Here is a 20,808-nt window from a genome sequence, read left to right on the forward strand (position 1 = left end):
CCTCAGCGCCTGCGGCGTCGGCCGCCGCGTGCGCCACCGCGCCCGGGTGCATGGCCGTGATGGTGCAGCTGCGCCTGATAGCGTTCGCGTTTCGCCGCCGGGTGCAATTCCGCGAGCAGCTCCGGCCGCAGGGCCTCGCGCGGAATGGCGCGACCGATGTAGTGCTCGATCTCCGGCAGCGAAAACGCGTATTCCTCGCAGGCAAAGCTGATGGCGTCGCCTTCGGCGCCGGCACGCGCGGTGCGGCCGATGCGGTGCACGTAGTCCTCGGCGTCCTGGGGCAGATCGTAGTTGATGACGTGCGTTACGTCGGGGATATGCAGGCCGCGCGAGGCGACGTCGGTGGTCACCAGGATCGGCAGGGCGCCCTCGGTGAATTCGCGCAGCAGCCGCAGGCGCTTTTTCTGCGGCACGTCGCCGGAGAGCACCGCGGCCTTGAAGCCGTTGCCCTTGAGCCAGGCTTCCACGTCTTCCGCCACGCGTTTGGTATTCACGAACACCATGGTGCGGTGGGCTTCCAGTTGCCGCAGCAGGCCCACCAGCAAGGCGATCTTTTCGTTGGTCGCGGGCAGATACAGCACCTGGCGCACGCTGTTGACCGTGACCTGGTCCGGCTGGATGCGCACGAACACCGCGTTGTTCATGTGTTCGTAGGACAGCTCCATGACGCGGTAGGAGAGCGTGGCCGAGAACAGCATGTTGAGCCGCTCGGTGGGGTGCGGCATGCGACGCAGCAGAAAGCGCACGTCGGCAATGAAGCCCATGTCGAACATGCGGTCGGCTTCGTCCAGTACCAAGACTTCCAAGACGCGCAAATCGTATACGTGCTGCTTGAAGTAATCGATCAGCCGGCCCGGAGTGCCGATGAGCAAATCCACGCCGGCCGCCACGCTGTCGCGTTGCTGGTCGTAGTTCTCGCCGCCATACACCACCGTGCGACTGAGATTGACATGCCGGCCGAGCAGTTCGGCATCCTTGTGGATTTGCACCGCCAGTTCACGCGTGGGCGCCACCACCAGCGCGCGCGGTTGATTCGCCCGGCGCCCGGATTTGGGTGGATGCGTCAGGAGGCGCTGATACAGCGCGAGCAGAAACGCGGCGGTTTTGCCGGTGCCGGTCTGCGCCTGTCCGGCCACGTCCTGGCCCTTGAGCAGCAGCGGCAGCGCTTGCGCCTGAATGGGCGTGCAGTGGCTGAAGCCGGCCTCGGCGAGGCTGGCAAGCAGGGGCGCGGCCAGTCCCATGGACTCGAAACGCAGCTCGGTCAGGTGTTGTTCCATCGTGGTTTCTTGAGTGACCCGGGGGCTTGCAATCCGCCGGCGGTTGGGCTCAAATAGGCTTCAACGCCCAGTACCCGTGCTCAGTGCGGGACGTTTCCGAACCTCATAACGCTTTATTAATTCAGCGACGCGCACCAGCCGCGACATTGTGCCCTAACCGGCACGGCACGTCACTTCCCATGCGGGTTGCACGCCAACGCACCCATCCGCCCAGCGGCGGCACCAAGAGTTTCAGATACCGGAGGATCGATAACCGTGAGTGACCAGATCGTGTATACCACCGACGCCAACTTCGAAAACGACGTGTTGAAATCCAGTGTCCCGGTGCTCGTGGATTACTGGGCGGAGTGGTGCGGGCCCTGCAAGATGATCGCTCCGATCCTCGACGAGATCGCCAAGGACTACGACGGCAAGCTCAAGATCGCCAAGGTCAACGTGGACGAAAATGCCCACCTTACCCAGAAATACGGGATTCGCAGCATTCCCACCTTGATGCTGTTCAAGAGCGGCAGCGTGCAGGCGCAGAAAATCGGTGCGCTTTCGAAGTCCCAGTTGACGGCATTCATTGAAACCAATATCTGACTGCGGCCGCACATGCGGCGCGCGGTGCGCACGGCGGCAGAGAACCGCCGGCAGCATTAGACAGAATTGCAAAACATTTTTCTAACCCCGGCATTCGCCGGTTTTCCTCTATTGCATTAAATCGGGAACTCCGCGTTTATGAATCTGACTGACCTCAAGAAACGACCCGCCGAAGCCATCATCGAACTGGCGGAATCCATGGGCCTGGAGAACATGGCGCGTTCGCGCAAGCAGGACGTGATCTTCTCCATCCTCAAGGCACACGCGCGCAACGGCGAGGAAATCTCCGGCGACGGGGTGCTGGAAATCCTGCAGGATGGTTTCGGCTTCCTGCGCTCCGCGGAGGGCTCGTATCTCGCCGGCCCGGACGACATTTACGTCTCGCCCAGCCAGATCCGGCGTTTCAATCTGCGTACCGGCGATTCCGTGGCCGGCAAGATCCGGCCGCCCAAGGAAGGCGAACGCTATTTCGCGCTGCTCAAGGTGGACCACATCAATTTCGATCCGCCCGAGAACGCCAAGAGCAAGGTGCTGTTCGAGAACCTGACGCCCCTGTTCCCCAAGCAGCGCTTCAAGATGGAGCGCGGCAACGGCTCTACCGAGGACATCACCGCGCGCATCATCGACATGATCGCGCCCATCGGCAAGGGCCAGCGCGGCCTGATTGTGTCGCCGCCCAAGGCCGGCAAGACCATGATGTTGCAGAACATCGCACAGAGCATCACCGCCAACTATCCCGACGTGTACCTGATCGTGCTGCTGATTGACGAGCGCCCCGAGGAAGTCACCGAGATGCAGCGCTCGGTGAAGGGCGAGGTGGTGTCCTCGACCTTCGACGAGCCGGCCACGCGCCACGTGCAGGTTGCGGAAATGGTCATCGAGAAGGCCAAACGTTTGACCGAGCACAAGCGTGACGTGGTGATCCTGCTGGATTCCATCACGCGCCTGGGGCGCGCCTACAACACCGTGGTACCGGCCTCCGGCAAGGTGCTGACGGGCGGCGTGGACGCCAATGCATTGCAGCGCCCGAAGCGCTTCTTCGGCGCGGCGCGCAACATCGAAGAGGGCGGTTCGCTCACGATTCTGGCCACCGCACTGGTCGAGACCGGTTCGCGCATGGACGACGTGATTTACGAGGAATTCAAGGGCACCGGCAACAGTGAAATCCACCTCGACCGGCGCATCGCGGAAAAACGCGTGTTCCCGGCCATCAACATCAACCGCTCCGGCACGCGTCGCGAGGAACTGCTGGTGCCGCAGGACGAGCTGCAGAAAATCTGGATTCTGCGCAAGCTGCTGCATCCCATGGACGAGCTCGCGGCCAGCGAATTCCTGCTCGACAAGCTCAAGGAAACCAAGACCAACGCCGAGTTCTTTGATTCCATGAAGCGGCAATGATGCCGTCGGCATCTGATTGTCCCTTCTCCCGTGTCAGGGGAGAAGCATGGATGAGGCGGTCTTGAAAACGTAGGAGCGGCTTTCAGCCGCAATTAAGTGGCGCAGATTGTGAGAGCGGCGTGGACCTATGGTCCACCTGTCGCAATCCCTATTCTCGATGTCCAGCCTTTTCCCGTTGCAGCGCGCGGTAGCCGATATCGCGGCGGAAAAACCGTCCCGGCCAGTGAATGCCTTCGGCGACCTGATAAGTGCGCTGGCGGGCAGCGGTCAGCGTGTCATCCACCGTCGTCACGCACAACACCCGCCCACCGCTGGTCACTACGCGGCCATCCTGCTCCGCAGTCCCGGCGTGGAATACCTTGATGTGATCCATGGGGGACGACGGCAGGCCGGCGATAGAATCACCTTTGCGGTATTCGCCCGGATAACCCTCGGCTGCGAGCACCACGCCGAGCGCGGGACGCGCATCCCATTCGGCGGTGATTTTGTCGAGCCGGGCGGCGAGCGCGGCTTCACACAATTCCACCAGATCGGACTTTAGGCGCAGCAGGATGGGTTGGGTCTCGGGGTCGCCGCTGCGGCAGTTGAATTCGATTACCCGCGGCTGCCCGTCCGGCGAGATCATCAGGCCCGCGTACAGGAATCCAGTGTAAGGCGTGCCCGCGGCGGCCATGCCGTGGATGGTGGGCTGGATGATGTCCTTCAGGATGCGCGCGTGCAGATACGGAGTTATGACCGGCGCGGGTGAATACGCACCCATGCCGCCGGTATTGGGACCGGTGTCGCCGTCGCCCACGCGCTTGTAATCCTGGGAAGTGGCGAGCGCCAGCACGTGTTCGCCGTCGGCCATGACGATGAAGCTCGCTTCCTCGCCCTGCAGGAAATCCTCGATCACCACGCGATGTCCGGCGGCGCCGAAGGCATTGCCGGCCAGCATGTCGCGCACCGCATGTTCGGCCTCGGCGAGCGTCTGCGCCACGATCACGCCTTTACCGGCGGCCAGCCCGTCGGCCTTGATCACGACCGGCGCGCCATGCTCGTGCAGATGCTTGAGCGCCGTTTCCACTGCGGTGAAGGTACGGTACCCGGCGGTGGGAATGTTATGGCGCGCGAGAAAATCCTTGGCGAAGGCTTTGGAGCCTTCGAGCTGCGCGGCCGCCTGCGTCGGGCCGAAGCATGGCAGACCCGCCTGGACGAACACATCCACGATGCCTGCCACCAGCGGCGGTTCGGGGCCGACCACGGTGAGCGCGATGCCCTGACCGAGTGCGAAATCCACCAGAGCCTGCAGATTGTCGGGGGCGATGCGCAGATTCTGGCATTTCGCCTCGTGTGCGGTGCCAGCGTTGCCCGGCGCCACATACACGCGCGCCACGCGCGGCGACTGCGCCAGCTTCCACGCCAGCGCATGTTCACGTCCGCCGCCGCCGATGACCAGAACCTGCATGATTTTTCCGCGGGCTGTTACTGAATCCGTATGGTACGTGTTTGGTCTGTTAAAGCCAGGAATTTTGGCTGCGAGTCGCTAAATCCCAAGCTAGGCGCCGGAGATTTTGCCCGAGGACGAGGCGCATCCCGAGCGAGCAGCGGAGTTACCGATCTGTGTAATGAGCAGCGCAGCGAGGGTTGCAACGCTGTAATCGGGCAAAAGATCCGTGCCTAATGCCGGAAATGGCGAATGCCGGTCAGCACCACGGCAATCCCGTGTTCGTCCGCTGCGGCGATGACTTCCGCATCGCGCATCGAGCCGCCCGGCTGGATGATGGCGGCGATGCCCGCCGCCGCGGCTGCGTCCACGCTGTCGCGGAAGGGGAAGAAGGCGTCCGAAGCCATGACCGCGCCGCGCACTTCCAGTTGGGCTGCGGCGGCTTTGAGCGCGGCGATTTTCGCGCTCATCACGCGGCTCGCCTGACCGGCGCCGATGCCGAGGGTACGTAGATCTTTTGCGTACACGATGGCATTGGATTTCACAAACTTCGCCACCGCCCAGGCGAACATTAGATCGTCGAACTCCTTGGCCGTGGGTTGGCGCTTGCTGACCACTTTCAACTCCGCGCGCGTCGTGCGCTGCTGATCGGCAATCTGCATCAGCAGGCCGGAGCCTACGCGTTTCACGTCGATGCTGTTATGGCCATCGCCCGGCGGAATTTCCAGTATGCGCACCTTGGGTTTGGCAGCCGCCGCGGCCAGCGCGTCCGCGGGCACCTGCGGCGCAATCAACACTTCGACAAACTGGCGTTTGATCACTGTCTGTACGGTTTGCGCATCGAGTGGGCGGTTGAAGGCGATGATGCCGCCGAAGGCGGATTCCGGATCCGTGGCGTAAGCCAGCGCGTAGGCCGCCACGCCATCGGCCGCGAGCGCCACGCCGCAGGGGTTGGCGTGCTTCACGATCACGCAGGCGGGCGCCTCGAATTGGCGCACGCATTCCCAGGCGGCATCGGCGTCCGCGAGGTTGTTGTAGGAGAGTTCCTTGCCCTGCAACTGGCGCAAAGTGGCGAGTGTGCCGGGTGCGGGGTACAGGTCGCGGTAGAACGCGGCTGGCTGGTGCGGATTCTCGCCGTAGCGCAGGTCCATGAGTTTCACGAAACGGCTGTTGGCGTGCGCCGGGAAGGTGTCACGGCCGACGATCGCATCGTATGCGTCATTGAGCTTGAGACAGGAAAGGTAATCGCTGATGGCGGCGTCGTAATCGGACACCAGGTCAAACGCAGCCACCGCGAGGCGAAAACGGCTGGCGCGCCCGAGGCCGCCGTCGCGGCGGATTTCGCCGAGCGCGTCGGCGTACTGCGTGGGTGCACTCAGCACCGCCACATCGTTCCAGTTCTTGGCGGCGGCGCGCAGCATCGCCGTACCGCCGATGTCGATGTTTTCGATGGCCTGGGCCAGCGTGGCCTGCGGCTGGGCGACCGTGGCTTCAAAGGGATAGAGATTCACCACCAGCAGGTCGATCGGCGGGATGCCATGCTTCTGCATAGTCGCGGCGTCGGTGCCGCGCCGCCCGAGCAGTCCGCCGTGAATCTTGGGGTGCAGGGTTTTGACGCGTCCGCCGAGGATTTCGGGAGAGCCGGTGTATTCCGCAACTTCCTGGACCGGGAGTCCGGCATCGCGCAGCAGTTTCGCGGTGCCGCCGGTGGACAGCAGTTCGATGTCGAGCGCATGCAGGCCGCGCGCCAGATCCACGAGACCGGTTTTGTCGGAAACCGAAAGCAGCGCACGTTGGATGGGGCGCATCGGCTGGAGCCTGGAGATTGCGGAATGTGAATTTTACAGTGACCCCCGTGCCTCGGCTACACGGGACAATCCCATGAGTAGTGTGTGTCTGAACGTGACATTCCAGCTGCTGGCCAAGGACGGGCGGCCAAACCAGCGCCAGCGGAGTTAAGTCCCCTTCGCGCTCAGCGCGCGCCCCCCATTTTAAAAGGGGAGTGAGGGGGGATTTCAGGCGCTGATTTTATATTGACGCAGTTTCTTGCGCAGCGTGCTGCGGTTGAGGCCGAGGATCAGCGCGGCGCGCGACTGGTTGCCGCGCGTGTAGTCCATCAGCGCCTTGAGCAACGGCGGCTCGATCTCGGCCAGCACGAAGTCGTACACGTTCGTGGGGTCATGGCCGTCGAGGTCGCTGAAATAACGTCGCAGGGTCTTCTCGGCATAGTCCCGCAGGCAATGTGAGGCCGCCACGCCCGGCGCGCCGCCCTCGACCACTTCGAAACGTTGTGCCGTGGCTTTGTTGTTCATGCCGCCAACTCCAGTTCGTTGTTGTTGTCCCCAAATAGATCACGGACCAGGGCACGCTGTGCGCGCGTGCTTTCCACGCGCAGCAACTGGTCCCGCAGCCCGGCCGCGTGTGGCACGGTCTTCAGATACCAGCCGATGTGCTTGCGTGCCATGCGCACGCCGGTGAACTCGCCGTAAAAAGCGTACAGATTGTCGAGATGCGCGAGCATGATGGCGGCAATCTCGGCGGGCGCGGGCGGCGGCAGTTTGCGGCCGGTCGCGAGAAAATGCGCAACCTCGCGGAAGATCCATGGCCGTCCCTGGGCGGCGCGTCCGATCATGACGGCATCGGCGCCGGTGTGCGCGAGCACCGCCTGGGCTTTCTGCGGCGAGTCCACGTCGCCGTTGGCGATCACCGGAATGCCGACCGCCGCCTTGATGGCGCGGATGGTTGCGTACTCGGCCTCGCCGCCGTACAGATCGGCGCGCGTGCGGCCGTGTACCGCCAGCGCGCAGATGCCTGCCTGTTCGGCGATTTTCGCAATGCGCACGCCGTTCTTGTGTTCGCGATCCCAGCCGGTGCGAATCTTGAGCGTTACCGGCACGTTGACCGCGGTGACCACCGCTTCGAGAATCTGCCCGACCAGCGTTTCATCCTGCAACAACGCCGAGCCGGCCGCCTTGTTGCAGACTTTCTTCGCCGGGCAGCCCATGTTGATGTCAATGATCTGCGCGCCTTCATCGGCGTTGCGACGCGCGGCTTCGGCCAGCATGAGGGGTTCGCCGCCCGCGATCTGCACGATGCGTGGCTCGGCCTCACCTTCATGATCGCGCCTGCGGCGGCTTTTCAGGCTGTCGTAGAGCGCGACTTGCGCCGTCAGCATTTCCGAAACCGCCAAGCCTGCACCCAGGCGCATGCACAACTGGCGGAACGGACGGTCGGTGACGCCCGCCATCGGTGCGAGCACCACGGAGTTGCGCAAAAAATACGGCCCTATACGCATGCGTGCGTGGATTTGTTGAACGGGGATTAGGGGCCGGATGATAACGGCAAACCCCGGGGTGTCAAACTTGAAATTTTCCGCGCCACGTTCTATGCGAATGCGCCGCGTGAGCGTTCGGATTGGCAGCGCAGATTCGCGCAATTTGTCCCGGAGACAGGCGCGGTTCCTTGAGAATCAGCCTGCGCCGGCGCTGCTGCCGCATTGGCGCTGATTTTCCATGTTCAGGCAGGCCTGTACCTGAAAGCCCACCGCGTCCGGTCCCGGGTCCACCACGTCGATGCGGAAATGCGTGGCCATGCCGCTGCCCAGCCAGGTGGCGGGCTGGTTCGCGGGCAGATACTCGCTGGCGGTGAAATCCCGCGCGCGCAGCGCATCGCCGTAGCGGTCGGTGAGTTCCACGCGCAGCAGCGGCCACGACTGCGCGAAGTCCGCGTGGTTCTGCAGATTGCCGGTAATGGCCAGGGCGCCGGGTGTGTCCGGGTCGGAGGTCACATTGATGCTGCTGATTATCCAGGAACTCGGCTGTGGCACCGCCTGCAACGGATGCCCCATGGCCGCATACACGGCGCCCAGCGGCGGGCCAATCACAGCGGTGGCGCTCAATGCCAGCCGGTTGGCGTTGATCAGCTGGATGGCCAGCAGCACGAGCAACATGACCGCGCCTACCCCCCAGCCGCTGATGGCAAAACGCCGGCGTGGGGCGGGTGCCACGCGCGGTTCGCTCGGCGGCAATTGCGTGTCGCGGTACAGCGCCTGGTCGCGCGCGAGTTCCGGGGGCTTGGGAATATGATCCTCGATGAGCAGCGATGCCTGCGTCGGTGAAGGCGCAGACGCAGGTTCGGCCGGTTTGGCGGCCGGGGGCTCGCCCCACAAATCCGCGAACAAATCGTCTATCGGCGCGACGGATTCTTGGTCTTTTACCGAAATTTTCAGGTCCAGCACCGGCGGCGCCGGACTGGCGGATTCGATGGCAATCGGCTCGAGCTCCTCGGGCTTGCGCACCGGCGTTTCCTCCGCCGGCTCAATCGTGTAAACCGGTGTGCCGGTTTCCGCAACCTCCGCTGCCACCTCGGAAGCCTCGCGCAGGGTTTCAAAGGCATCGAACACGCTTTGGCAGCGGCTGCAGCGCACCAGTCCATGCACCGCGCGCAACTGCGCGGTATTGACGCGGAACTGGGTGCCACAAGCGGTGCAGGTCGTGAACATCAATGCCTCTCTGGTTTGCGGCGCGCATCCAGTCGCCGCCATCCGTCGCGCTGTGTCCCGGGGCCGAATCGGAACCAGGGCGCACAGGCGGCGCGCACGTCGCGATCCTGATCCGCAAGGATACCGGAAAGTACCAGCTCTCCGCCGGGCTTGAGCCGTTGTGCAAATTGCGGCGCCAGCTCGATCAGGGGCGCAGCCAGAATGTTGGCGAGTACCACATCCACGGCCGCGGCCGGCAAGCTGTCCGGCGGGCCGATCTTGATTTGCGCATCCACCTGGTTGCGCAGAGCATTTTCGTGCGTGGCGGTAAGCGCCTGCGCGTCATTATCCACCGCGTGGACGCGCGCGGCACCGAGCAGGGCGGCGGCGATCGCCAGCACGCCCGAGCCGCAGCCGTAATCCAACACGGATTTTCCGGCGAGATCCGCGCCATCCAGCCATTCGAGGCACAGTGCGGTGGTGGCATGGGTGCCGGTGCCGAACGCCAAGCCCGGGTCGAGTCTGACATTGACGGCGTCGGAATCGGGCGGCGCGTAGGCGCTTGGCACGATCCAAAGTCGCCGGCCAAAGCGCATGGGTTTGAAATCCTTGAGCCATTCCCGTTCCCAGTCGCGGTCCGCGAGCGGCGTGAAGCGGTGCGGCGGCAACCTGCCGAGCGCCGCGGTGAGTACCGCACGCACCGCGTCCGCATCAATGTCGGATGGAAACAGCGCACGCAGTTGCGTGTGCGGCCAGCGGGATGGATGCAGCGGATCGGGGTCGTACAGCGGGTGGTCCGCGGCGTCGCAGCACGTGACAGACCGGGCGCCGGCAGCCTCGAGCGCGGCTTCGACGCGCAGCACCTCGTCGGCCTCGAGCATCATCTGAAGTTGCAGCCAAGCCATAAAAAGTACTGCGTGCTGCGTTCTATGTGCTGCGAATGAAAAGTAGATTCTGCTTCTTTACGCAGTACGCAGCACTCAGCACGTCTTTTTACAATCCCAACTTCTTTTCGAGGTAGTGAATATTCGTGCCACCGGCGATGAAGGCCGAATCGCTGAACAGTTCCTGGTGCAGCGGGATGTTGGTGTTGATGCCCTCGACTACGGTTTCCAGGAGTGCGGTGCGCATGCGCGCCAGCGCCGAGGCGCGGTCATCGCCGTAGGCGATGATCTTGCCGATGAGCGAATCGTAGTAGGGCGGCACGGTGTAGCCGCTGTACGCATGCGAGTCCACGCGTATGCCGGGACCGCCGGGCGCGTGCCAGCGGGTGATGAGACCGGGGGAGGGCGTGAACTTGTGCGGGTCCTCGGCGTTGATGCGGCACTCGAAGGCGTGGCCCTTCATCTGGATGTCCTTCTGCTTGAGCGTGAATGGCTTGCCGGCGGCGATCATCAGCTGCCATTTCACGATGTCGATGCCGGTAACCAACTCGGTGATCGGGTGCTCGACCTGCACGCGGGTGTTCATCTCGATGAAGAAGAACTGGCCGTCCTGGTAGAGGAACTCGAAGGTGCCGGCGCCGCGGTAGCCGATGTCCTCGCAGGCTTCGGCCACGCGCTCACCCATGGTGCGGCGCTGCTTCTCGCTGATGCCGGGCGCGGGCGCTTCCTCGATGATCTTCTGGTGACGGCGCTGCATCGAACAATCGCGTTCGCCGAGGTGCACCGCGTTGCCCTGGCCGTCGGCCAGCACCTGGAACTCAATGTGCCGCGGACGCTCCAGGAACTTCTCCATGTACACCGCGTCGTTGCCGAAGGCCGCCTTGGCCTCGGCCTTGGTCATGTTGATGGCCGACATGAGCGCGGCCTCGCTGTGCACCACGCGCATGCCGCGTCCGCCGCCGCCGCCCGAGGCCTTGATGATCACCGGATAACCGATTTTCCTGGCGCTCGCGACGGTCTGTTTGGCATTGTCGGTGATCGCACCGTCCGAACCCGGCACCGTAGGTACGCCGGCCTTCTGCATGGCCTGCTTGGCCGAGACCTTGTCGCCCATGAGGCGGATGGTTTCGGCGCGCGGGCCGATGAAAATGAAGCCGCTTTTTTCCACGCGCTCGGCGAAATCCGCATTTTCGGCGAGGAAGCCGTAGCCCGGATGGATGGCGACCGCGTCGGTGACTTCGGCGGCGCTGATGATGGCCGGCATGTTGAGGTAGCTGTCGGCGGAGGCCGGCGGGCCGATGCACAGCGCTTCGTCCGCGAGGCGCACGTGCTTCAAATCGCGATCGGCGGTGGAGAACACCGCCACCGTCTTGATGCCCAGCTCGCGGCAGGCGCGCAGGATGCGCAGCGCAATCTCGCCGCGGTTGGCGATCACGATCTTGTCGAGCATCGCCGGCGCGCGGCTGGTGGCTTTGGCGGCGATGGCGGCTTACTCGATGATGATCAATGGCTGACCGAATTCCACCGGATCGCCGTTGCTGGCCAGGATCGCCTTGACGGTACCGGCCTTGTCGGCCTCGATCTGGTTCATCATCTTCATGGCCTCGATGATGCACAGCGTGTCGCCCTCCTTTACCACGCTGCCGACATCCACAAACGGTTTGGACCCGGGTGTGGCGGCGCGGTAGAAGGTGCCCACCATCGGCGATTTCACCTGGTGGCCGGCGGGGATTTCCTTGCCGCTGGGTGTCACCGTCGCGCTCGCAGCCGGTGCCGCAGCTGCAGGCGCAGCCGGTGCGGGCGCGGCCGGAACTGGTGCGGGCGCAGCCATCGCATGCGTAACCGCCGGAGCGCTCCCGCCGTAGCGGCTGATGCGTACCGATTCCTCGCCCTCGGTAATCTCGATTTCCGCGATGCCGGATTCTTCCAGCAGCTCGATGAGTTTCTTGACCTTGCGTATGTCCATAGGCGTTACCCCGGAAAAGCAGGTTCAGTGTGTCTGGGTGCGCAGCCAGCGGTCGGCCGCCTGCAGCGCGAGCTCGTAACCCTGGCTGCCGAGGCCCGTGATCGTGCCGAGCGCCAGGTCCGAGAAATACGAGTGACGGCGGAAGGGTTCGCGCCCTTGGATATTGCTCACGTGGATTTCGATGAACGGCAGCTTGACCGCGGCCAGCGCGTCACGCAGCGCGACGCTGCTGTGCGTATAGCCCCCGGGATTGACCAGCAGGAACGCAGTGCCGTCCTTGCGCGTCTGCTGCACGCGGTCCACGAGTGCGCCCTCGTGGTTGCTCTGGAATGACGCCAGCGTGTGGCCCAGAGCCTTGGCTTGGTTCTGCAGACGCTGTTCGAGTTCCGGCAGGCTGGCATGACCATAGAGTTCCGGCTCCCTTTCCCCCAGAAGATTCAGATTGGGCCCATTCAACATCAGGATGCTTGCCACTCGATGCCTTCATTTAAGCCTGGAATCCCAGGAGATGGCGGCAGGATTATAGCAATTCCATTTCTAGAGTCAGCGCCAGTTCCCGGCCCGGCCCACTCTGGAAGACCCCATTGATTGCATGGTTCGACTTAGCCGGCAAATTGGTGCCGGAGGTTCTTTGGGGCTGGTCGGGGCATGGATTGTGAGGCAGGCAGGCCAGATTGTCCATGCCCGGTTTTGACAGAAGCAGGGAGATCAGCGCAGTTGGCGGCTAGTTTGCCTGGGTTGTAGCCGCTGGCTTTGCAGACGGCAGGGCCGGGAGCTTTAGCGCGGCTCTGATCAGGTTTTCGGCATCCATGGGCTCCATGGCGCCCGCGTTGATGCGGAACACGCTACCGTCCGGGTCCAGCACCACGCTCACCGGCAGGCCGATGAAGTCGCCTCCCAGGGCATTCACGATGTCGGCGCTGTGGCCACCCCCCATGAGAATGGGGTAATTGACCACCGTTCTCTTGAGGAAGTCACGCACGTCCTGCTCGCTCTGCTCATCGGTGGCAATGCCCACGATCTGCAGGCCCTGGGCCGCGTATTTGGCCTGCAACTTCACCAGCAGCGGTACTTCCTCGCGGCAGGGCGGGCACCACGTGGCCCAGAAATTCACCAGCACCACCTTGCCGCGCCAGTCATCCAGGCTGTGCGGCTTGCCCTGCAAGTCGTTCATGGAAACCGTCAGCGCTTCGGCGGCGGACATTGCGGGGATCGCGGGCGGCGGCGCGGAAGTTTCCGCCACCGACGTGACCGGTGCCGGGTGGTGAGCCGGCTGCATCCAGGTGTACACGCCGAATCCGGCCGCACCCGCCGCGATCAGAATGACGATTACCAATACCGTGGCTTGAGTGTGTTTCAATTTCCTGTGCCCGTGTTGTCTGCGAATACCTGGCGCACGCGTGCCGCGAAATCCTCCGGGTCCATGTAACCGACCACGCGCTGGTCCGTGAGTTCCTGACCGCGGTCATTGAAGAACATGATGCTCGGCGGACCGTAGATGCCGAAATGCTTGAGCAGTGCCTGATCGGCGGCGTCGTTGGCGGTGACATCGGCTTCCAGGAGCCGCGTGTTGCCGAGCGCGGCAATCACACTCTGATTGCGAAACGCTCCTTGCTGCATCTCCTTGCAGGATACGCACCAGTCGGCGTAGAAATCCAGCATCACGGTTTGATGCCGCATGCTGGCCGCCGCCACCGCCTGATCCAGATCCGTCACCGTCTTGATGCGCGTGAACTGCAGGCCGTCGATGCGGTTCACACTCGACCCGGCTTGCGTGAAGCGCGCCAATGGCTGCAGCGGATCCTGTGCGCCGCTCGCCGCACCTACCAGCATGATAACGCCGTAAATCCCGACTACCACTCCCACGCCCTGCCACACTCGCCGCCAGGCAAGCGCGCGGGTCTTTTGCAACAGCAGATACACGCCGCAGGCAATGGCGAGCGCCGCCCACAATGCGAGCGTTACCGCTCCCGGCAGGATGCGCGACAGGAACCAGATGGCCACGGCGATGAGCAACACGCCCAGGAAATATTTGACCGCCGTCATCCAGGCGCCGGCCTTCGGCAGCCACTTGCTTGCGGAGGTGCCGACGATCAACAGCGGCACGCCCATGCCCAAGCCAAGTGCAAACAGGGTCAGCCCGCCGCGCAGCGGATCGCCGCTCTGGCCAATGACCAGCAGCGCCGCCACCAGCGGCGCGGTTATGCAGGGACCGACGATCAGTGCCGAGAGCACGCCCATCACGCCCACACCCGCGAACGCGCCGCCGCGCTGTGTATTGCTCAGGCTCACGAGGCGCGTCTGAAGCGCACTCGGCATCTGCAACTGATATACGCCGAACATGGAGAGCGCCAGCAGCACGAAAACCAGCGCAAACACGCTCACGATCCAGGGATTCTGGAACCAGGCCTGCACGTTGGCGCCGGCCAGCGCCACGATCACGCCGGCCACGGTATAGGTGAGCGCCATGGCGATGACGTAAGTGAGCGAGAGCGAAAATGCGCGCAGCGTGGAGGGTTTGTTTTGCTGGCCGGCGATCAGGCCGGCGATGATCGGAATCATGGGCAGTACGCAGGGTGTGAAGCACAGTGCGATGCCGAGGCCCAGGAACACCAGCAGCACCCAGGCGAGGTTACCGTGGCGTATCAAATCCGCGAGCCGGTTCTGTTGTGCAACAGGCGGAGGGTTCGCCGCCACTGTTGACGCCACGCCGGTCGTGGGAGTCGCGGACACGCCAGGCGTGGTGAAGTTGATCAGCACGGTTTTGGTGATCGGCGGATAGCACAGGCCCTTGTCGGCGCAGCCTTGGTAGGTAACGACGAGCGGAATACTGCTGTCGCCGCCGCTGCGCGTCACCGGGATCATGGCCGCCACGCTCTGGCGGTAAATTTCCTGCGTGCCGAAATACTGGTCGCTCTCGATCTGGCCTTGCGGGAAATCCGGTGCGCCCAGCGACACGTTCAGGTCGGAACTCGTGAAATGGAATTTTTGCCGATACAGGTAATAGCCGTCGGCGATCTGCCACTGCGCCTCGATGGTGTTCGCATCCTTGGCATAGGCGCTGAAATGAAACACCTGGTCGGGCGGCGGGAAACTGCCGGTGCTTTGGCCCCCGGCCACCACGGCCGCGAGATCCGGCGGATGTACCCCGGCAACTTGCGCGGCGGCCAGAGTCAGATTGAAGGTGCGGGTCTGTGGCGGATAGCAAAAGCCTTGGTCGGCGCAGCCCTGGTAAATGACTTCTAGCGCCAGCGGTCCCGAGCCGGCATAGGGGACGCTCGCGGTCACGCCGCCGCGATAGATTTCCTGGGTGCCGAAGAACTGATCCGTATGGGTTTCGCCCGCAGGAAATTGCGCGTTCTCAAGGGCCACGCCGGGTGTCTGGCTGACGAACTTGAATTTGCTGCGGTAGAGGTAATAGCCGGGCTGGATGTCCCAGTGGGCCAGCAGCATGCCGTTCTGCGGCTGTACCTGCAGGCGATATGCCTGGTCGGGCGGCAGCGGCTGCCAGGCGGCATGGGCCAAGGCGGGCAGCAGGGCGAGAATCGCCAATAACCATACGGCACCCGAAGACAAAAGGCGTGGTGCAAAATCCCCCCACGCGCGACGCACGCCCCCCCCTTTGCAAAGGGGGGTAAGGGGCGGAGCCGCGAGCGGGCAGCCACGGGCACATCGCAACGCGATGTGCGGGAGACCAGGGACGGTCTCCCTGGACTTGAACACGACGCAGGAAAGCAAAGTGTTCAGGGCTGCCCTGGACTTTCGGACAAAGCAGGATTGCGGAGTCCGAAAGAGGGGGGATTTAAGGTCGCATTGACTGGCGCGCATATTCGACATGTCGTTCGATGCTCAAAATAATAAGTTCAGGATCCACGGCTATTCTGCGTCAGCCAGCCGAGATAGTCGGGGTCGCCGTGGCTTACTGGAAGGGCCAGGATTTCCGGGGTCTCATACGGGTGCAGCGCGCGCAGGCGCTCGCGCAGGGCTTCGAAGCGCCCGGCCGTGGATTTGATGATCAACAGGCATTCGGGTTCCCGCTTCAGCTCCTCTTTTCAGATATATATGGAGGTGAGTCCCGGCACCAGGTTCACGCAGGCCGCCAAGCGCTCTTTCACCAAAGCCAAGGCAATTTTCTCCGCTGACTTCTGGTCAGGGACGGTGGATAAGACAACTACATGATTCTCAAGCATAAGTTTCCATAAATTTCCAACGGCCCATCCCTTGACTCCGGGGGATTCGACCTTATCATTAGCACTCAGAGCGGTGGAGTGCTAACAGGGTTCCTCCGCATGCCTTTGTAGACCCGTCATCCCTGGAAATCATTTCAAGAAGGAGAGTCTTTCCATGAAGCTGCAACCACTTCACGACCGGGTGATCATCAAGCGCCTGGAGTCGGAAACCAAATCCGCGGGCGGCATTGTCATCCCCGACACCGCCAAAGAAAAGCCCATGAAAGGCGAAGTCGTCGCCGTCGGCAAGGGCCGCACCCTGGACAGCGGCCAGGTACTGGCGCCGACCGTCAAGGTGGGCGACAAGGTGCTGATCGGCAAGTATGCCGGTTCAGAGTTCAAGATTGACGACGTGGAATACGTCGCGGTGAAGGAAGACGAGATCATCGCCATCGTCGGCGGCAAGTGATCCGGTTTTTCATCCCGAATTCATTCAACCCATTTCATTTAGAGGATTACAGCAATGGCTGCTAAAGACGTTAAATTCGGTGACGATGCGCGTCAGCGCATGTTCCGGGGCGTGAATGTCCTGGCGAACGCCGTCAAGGTTACCCTCGGCCCCAAGGGCCGCAACGTGGTGCTCGACAAGAGCTTCGGCGCCCCCACCATCACCAAGGACGGCGTGTCCGTGGCGAAGGAAATCGAACTCAAGGACAAGTTCGAGAACATGGGCGCGCAAATGGTGAAGGAAGTCGCCTCGCACACCTCAGACGAGGCCGGCGACGGCACCACCACCGCCACCGTGCTGGCCCAGGCCATCATGCGTGAAGGCCTGAAGGCCGTGGCCGCGGGCATGAACCCCATGGACCTCAAGCGCGGCATCGACAAGGCCGTCGGCACGGTCGTGGAAGAACTCAAGAAGCTTTCCAAGCCCTCCTCGGACAGCAAATCCATCGCCCAGGTGGGCACGATTTCCGCCAACGGTGACGAGTCCATCGGCAAGATCATCGCCGATGCCATGAACAAGGTCGGCAAGGAAGGCGTGATCACCGTCGAGGAAGGTTCGGGACTCAACAACGAGCTGGAAGTGGTCGAGGGCATGCAGTTCGACCGCGGCTACCTCTCGCCGTATTTCATCAACAACCAGCAGAGCATGAGCGCGGAGCTTGAGAATCCGGTCATCCTGCTGCACGACAAGAAAATCTCCAACATCCGCGAAATGCTGCCGATCCTCGAGGCCGTGGCTAAGAGCGGCAAGCAGCTGCTGGTGGTGGCCGAGGACGTGGAAGGCGAAGCGCTTGCCACCCTCGTGGTCAACACCATCCGCGGCATCGTCAAGGTGGTGGCGGTCAAGGCGCCGGGCTTCGGCGACCGTCGCAAGGCCATGCTTGAAGACATCGCTACCCTCACCGGCGGCACCGTGATCGCCGAGGAAGTCGGCCTGTCGCTCGAGAAGGCGAGCCTCAATGATCTGGGCAGCGCCAAGAAAGTGATCGTGGACAAGGAAAACACCACCATCATTGACGGCGGCGGCCAGAAGAAGAACATCGAGGCGCGCATCAAGTCGGTGAAGGCGCAGATCGAGGAAACCACCTCGGATTACGACAAGGAAAAACTCCAGGAGCGCGTGGCGAAACTGGCGGGCGGCGTGGCCGTGGTCAAGGTCGGTGCCGCGACTGAAGTCGAGATGAAAGAGAAGAAGGCCCGCGTCGAAGATGCGTTGCACGCCACACGTGCGGCGGTCGAGGAAGGCGTGGTACCCGGCGGCGGTGTGGCTTTCGTGCGTGCCCACAAGGCGGTTGCCAAGCTCAAGGGCGCCAATGACGATCAGAACACCGGCATCCAGATCCTGGCCCGCGCCATCGAAGAGCCGTTGCGCCAGATCGTGGAAAACTCCGGCGCCGCGCCGGACGTGGTGCTGGACAAGGTCGCCGCCGGTACAGGCAACTTCGGCTTCGACGCCCAGACCAGCGAATACGGCGACATGGTGGAATTGGGCATCCTCGATCCCACCAAAGTAGCGCGTACTGCATTGCAGAACGCCGCTTCCGTGGCCGGTCTGCTGATCACCACCGAAGCCATGGTGGCTGAGCTGCCGAAGGACGAGAAGCCTGCCATGCCCGCCGGCGGCGGTGGCATGGGAGACATGGACTACTGATCTGACAAGTAAGTCGGAAAGAAAAACCCCGCTTCGGCGGGGTTTTTCTTTTCTCTTTGTTCTCTCTCCCCCGAGGCGGGGGAGAGACAAAAGTGAGGGGGCAAGTTGGTTGTATCAGGAAGGCAAAAAAGCCCCGCAGCAATTCGGGGCTTTTCTTTTGTATGTGGGAGCGGCGATATTCGCCGCGATGCCTTTTCCCTTTGATGTGGGAGCGGCGATATTCGCCGCGATGCCTTTGCGCCGTCATTCCGGCGTAGGCCGGAATCCAGGTTTTGAATGCAGCCGCCGCCAGCGGCGGCTTATATTCAACCCCCCCTCCCTCCGGGAGAGGGTGGGGAGAGGGAAGGAGCGGCCTTCGGCCGCGCCTTTTTCAAGAGAGCGGGGTTCCGCCCCCGCAACACGGGTCCATTTTCTTTGCTCGTCCAAAGAAAATGGACGAAAAGAAAGGACGCCCCAGGATGCCGGTCCTTCGGCCTGCCCTGCGCGCTTCCCTCGTTCGGGGCTTCGCAGACGGCACATCCCTGTGCCGCTGCGAAGGCTCGCCTTCCTGGCTTCGCCAGCTTCGCTGCCTTATCCTCACTCTGTCCAGTGCTCGGCGGCATCCAAGGGGTGATGGACACGTAGTCAAGCACGCCAATCAATGTTGGGGTCGAGTATGAGTGCGGATATGCAAAGACAGGAAGCACAAGATGTACAACGCGAACTTCGTGAAGCAATTGAAAGGATTGTTGCGTCCCATAGCTCGCGCAGACTTGTGGTGGCGGGTCCCGGCGCAGGGAAAACCACGCTGTTTCGTACGTTGTTAGAGCAGTCTGCGGGAAACAGAGACACACGGCTGGCTCTTACCTTCATCAATAACCTCAAACAAGGCTTGGACAAGAGCCTAGGCGACCTTGCGTGCATCTTTACGCTTCATGGTTACTGTCAGTCATTACTCCATAGGCATGCTGTACTAAGGGCGGGGCTAACCCGGAATTTTATATGCCAACCAGGACTGACTTCTATTATCAAGTCTGATTGGACGCATATACATGGAGGAGGACCTCCTGCTTTCACGAATTTAATGCGCAACCTGGTGATGGATCCCGCGATACAGTTCTTTATAGACAGAACGAATTACTACGATGCTGTAGATTTCGACGACAGCGTGTATCGAACATATTTGGCGATAGCGGCTCATCCGGAGATGATTCGAGGATTTAATCTTGTCTTAATAGATGAGTACCAAGATTTCAATCGTATGGAAGCTGCTGTAATCGAGATACTAGCTCGGGAGAACCCAATCGTAATCGCTGGTGATGATGACCAGGCACTGTACAGCCAGTTAAGAGGTGCCAGCTGGGATCATATTCGAGCACTTTATGCTGGTGACGAATACGAAAAATTTACATTGCCATTCTGCATGAGATGTCCAGAAGTCATTGTCAATGCAGTAAACGATGTAATTGCGGAAGCAACGAAGCTGCATCGTCTACGTGGACGTATTGAAAAGCCATTTCGACACTTTGAACCAGCTAAGGGTGAGGCCAGCAGGCAGTATCCGAGGATTACCTCAATTACGACGAGCGTGCAACGGCGCAAACCAAACTATTTTGGGCAGTATCTTATTCAAGCTATAGAAAAGGTTCCGCAAGCAGAAATTGCCGAGTCGAGGGAAAAGGGGGAACTGACCGTCTTGATAATTGCAAGTAATCCGTACCGTCGGCAAATAGAAGAATATTTGACGGAACATAATCGGTTATTTGATACGAGTTCGAGTGAACCTGCAAATATAAGACGAGAAAATGGTCTGGCAATTTTGAAAGGCAATGAAACGTCAAATTTAGGGTGGAGAATCATTGGAGAATTTGAAGACGACACCGTTTTGGCTGGGTGGCTGCATGCCGCTCAAGCTCGGCGGACAAATCTCTTTGACGTAATACCGGAAGAATATCGAGCAGCCGTGCTTCAGGAAGCGGCCCGATGGGAGCCTACAGTAGAAGAAGTCGCTCAGACTCCAGACGACGGTGGCCCAACAATCAAGATCACATCGTTTGAGGGTGCGAAAGGTCTCTCTGCTCAACAAGTTTTCATTATCGGCATGCATCAAGGAGAGTTGCCACACGAGTCGGCGAACATACGCGATATTGAAATTTGTAAGTTTTTGGTTGGATTAACTCGAACCAAAAGGAAATGTACTCTATTAAAGACATCTCGCTTCGGCGAATCAAGAAAGCAACCATCTATCTTTCTTTCCTGGATAGACGCGAGTCGTTATGAAGAAATATATGTGGATGCTGCGTACTGGAGGAGGGACTAATAGAAAGGAAAAGCATAAACAATTTCTAATGGGCAGCGGATAAGCCGCCGCAGGCTTAACGAAACTATCGCATCGCCGCTCGCAGTCTTTCCAGCTCCTGAATGTATCCCCGATTATGCTCAATCCATAGCTCCAGCAGTTTGTGTAACGTGATTTCGCCTACGCCTTC

Annotated in this window: 17 protein-coding genes and 1 pseudogene; 5 read left to right on the top strand and 13 right to left on the bottom strand. The window is 61.6% G+C overall.

The window, feature by feature from the left end; translation table 11 throughout:
• Nucleotides 1-2 precede the first annotated feature (2 nt).
• Nucleotides 3-1,277 (bottom strand): DEAD/DEAH box helicase, encoded by a 1,275-nt coding sequence (locus VJR90_01920; GenBank protein ID HKV96234.1) that lies wholly within the window; start codon nucleotides 1,275-1,277, stop codon nucleotides 3-5.
• A gap of 255 nt (nucleotides 1,278-1,532) precedes the next feature.
• On the opposite strand from VJR90_01920, the gene trxA reads away from it, so the two are divergent.
• The gene (gene trxA, locus VJR90_01925) at nucleotides 1,533-1,859 is read left to right on the top strand and encodes a thioredoxin TrxA (GenBank protein ID HKV96235.1); all 327 of its coding nucleotides are present in this window, start codon (nucleotides 1,533-1,535) and stop codon (nucleotides 1,857-1,859) included.
• Between the two features lie 138 nt (nucleotides 1,860-1,997).
• Nucleotides 1,998-3,257 (top strand): transcription termination factor Rho, encoded by a 1,260-nt coding sequence (rho, locus tag VJR90_01930; GenBank protein ID HKV96236.1) that lies wholly within the window; start codon nucleotides 1,998-2,000, stop codon nucleotides 3,255-3,257.
• A gap of 148 nt (nucleotides 3,258-3,405) precedes the next feature.
• Here rho and purD read toward each other — a convergent pair whose 3' ends face one another.
• The 12 genes and pseudogenes from purD to cutA form a co-directional block, all read right to left on the bottom strand.
• Nucleotides 3,406-4,704: a phosphoribosylamine--glycine ligase gene (purD, locus tag VJR90_01935; GenBank protein ID HKV96237.1), complete on the bottom strand. Its 1,299-nt coding sequence runs from the start codon at nucleotides 4,702-4,704 to the stop codon at nucleotides 3,406-3,408.
• A gap of 212 nt (nucleotides 4,705-4,916) precedes the next feature.
• The gene (gene purH / locus VJR90_01940; GenBank protein HKV96238.1) at nucleotides 4,917-6,491 is read right to left on the bottom strand and encodes a bifunctional phosphoribosylaminoimidazolecarboxamide formyltransferase/IMP cyclohydrolase; all 1,575 of its coding nucleotides are present in this window, start codon (nucleotides 6,489-6,491) and stop codon (nucleotides 4,917-4,919) included.
• Between the two features lie 207 nt (nucleotides 6,492-6,698).
• Entirely contained in the window at nucleotides 6,699-6,995 is a 297-nt protein-coding gene (fis, locus tag VJR90_01945) for a DNA-binding transcriptional regulator Fis (GenBank protein ID HKV96239.1), read from the bottom strand.
• A complete protein-coding gene (gene dusB / locus VJR90_01950; GenBank protein ID HKV96240.1) occupies nucleotides 6,992-7,978 on the bottom strand; it encodes a tRNA dihydrouridine synthase DusB in 987 nt (328 codons plus the stop codon). Before dusB ends, fis begins: the two co-directional genes overlap by 4 nt.
• Nucleotides 7,979-8,152: 174 nt before the next feature.
• Entirely contained in the window at nucleotides 8,153-9,184 is a 1,032-nt protein-coding gene (locus tag VJR90_01955) for a DUF3426 domain-containing protein (GenBank protein ID HKV96241.1), read from the bottom strand.
• Entirely contained in the window at nucleotides 9,184-10,068 is an 885-nt protein-coding gene (gene prmA / locus VJR90_01960) for a 50S ribosomal protein L11 methyltransferase (GenBank protein HKV96242.1), read from the bottom strand. Before prmA ends, VJR90_01955 begins: the two co-directional genes overlap by 1 nt.
• Before the next feature lie 88 nt (nucleotides 10,069-10,156).
• The gene (gene accC, locus VJR90_01965; protein HKV96243.1) at nucleotides 10,157-11,497 is read right to left on the bottom strand and encodes an acetyl-CoA carboxylase biotin carboxylase subunit; all 1,341 of its coding nucleotides are present in this window, start codon (nucleotides 11,495-11,497) and stop codon (nucleotides 10,157-10,159) included.
• A 39-nt stretch (nucleotides 11,498-11,536) separates the two neighbouring features.
• Nucleotides 11,537-12,013, bottom strand: a complete 477-nt coding sequence (gene accB, locus VJR90_01970) for an acetyl-CoA carboxylase biotin carboxyl carrier protein (GenBank protein HKV96244.1) — start codon at nucleotides 12,011-12,013, stop codon at nucleotides 11,537-11,539.
• Between the two features lie 24 nt (nucleotides 12,014-12,037).
• Complete coding sequence (gene aroQ / locus VJR90_01975) at nucleotides 12,038-12,487, bottom strand: type II 3-dehydroquinate dehydratase (GenBank protein HKV96245.1); 450 nt, start codon at nucleotides 12,485-12,487, stop codon at nucleotides 12,038-12,040.
• A 250-nt stretch (nucleotides 12,488-12,737) separates the two neighbouring features.
• The gene (locus tag VJR90_01980) at nucleotides 12,738-13,373 is read right to left on the bottom strand and encodes a redoxin family protein (protein HKV96246.1); all 636 of its coding nucleotides are present in this window, start codon (nucleotides 13,371-13,373) and stop codon (nucleotides 12,738-12,740) included.
• A complete protein-coding gene (locus VJR90_01985) occupies nucleotides 13,370-15,625 on the bottom strand; it encodes a protein-disulfide reductase DsbD (GenBank protein ID HKV96247.1) in 2,256 nt (751 codons plus the stop codon). The genes VJR90_01980 and VJR90_01985 overlap by 4 nt, the downstream gene beginning before the upstream one ends.
• A gap of 251 nt (nucleotides 15,626-15,876) precedes the next feature.
• Nucleotides 15,877-16,203: pseudogene (gene cutA, locus VJR90_01990) on the bottom strand (divalent-cation tolerance protein CutA).
• Between the two features lie 154 nt (nucleotides 16,204-16,357).
• Between cutA and VJR90_01995 the strand changes: the two are divergent.
• The 3 genes from VJR90_01995 (at nucleotide 16,358) to VJR90_02005 (ending at nucleotide 20,639) form a co-directional block, all read left to right on the top strand.
• Nucleotides 16,358-16,651 (top strand): co-chaperone GroES, encoded by a 294-nt coding sequence (locus VJR90_01995; protein HKV96248.1) that lies wholly within the window; start codon nucleotides 16,358-16,360, stop codon nucleotides 16,649-16,651.
• A 54-nt stretch (nucleotides 16,652-16,705) separates the two neighbouring features.
• A complete protein-coding gene (groL, locus tag VJR90_02000; GenBank protein HKV96249.1) occupies nucleotides 16,706-18,340 on the top strand; it encodes a chaperonin GroEL in 1,635 nt (544 codons plus the stop codon).
• Between the two features lie 667 nt (nucleotides 18,341-19,007).
• Complete coding sequence (locus VJR90_02005; protein ID HKV96250.1) at nucleotides 19,008-20,639, top strand: UvrD-helicase domain-containing protein; 1,632 nt, start codon at nucleotides 19,008-19,010, stop codon at nucleotides 20,637-20,639.
• The last annotated feature ends 169 nt before the right edge of the window (nucleotides 20,640-20,808 follow it).

The organism is Gammaproteobacteria bacterium, from assembly GCA_035279405.1.
Taxonomy (GTDB): domain Bacteria; phylum Pseudomonadota; class Gammaproteobacteria; order Natronospirales; family REEB76; genus REEB76.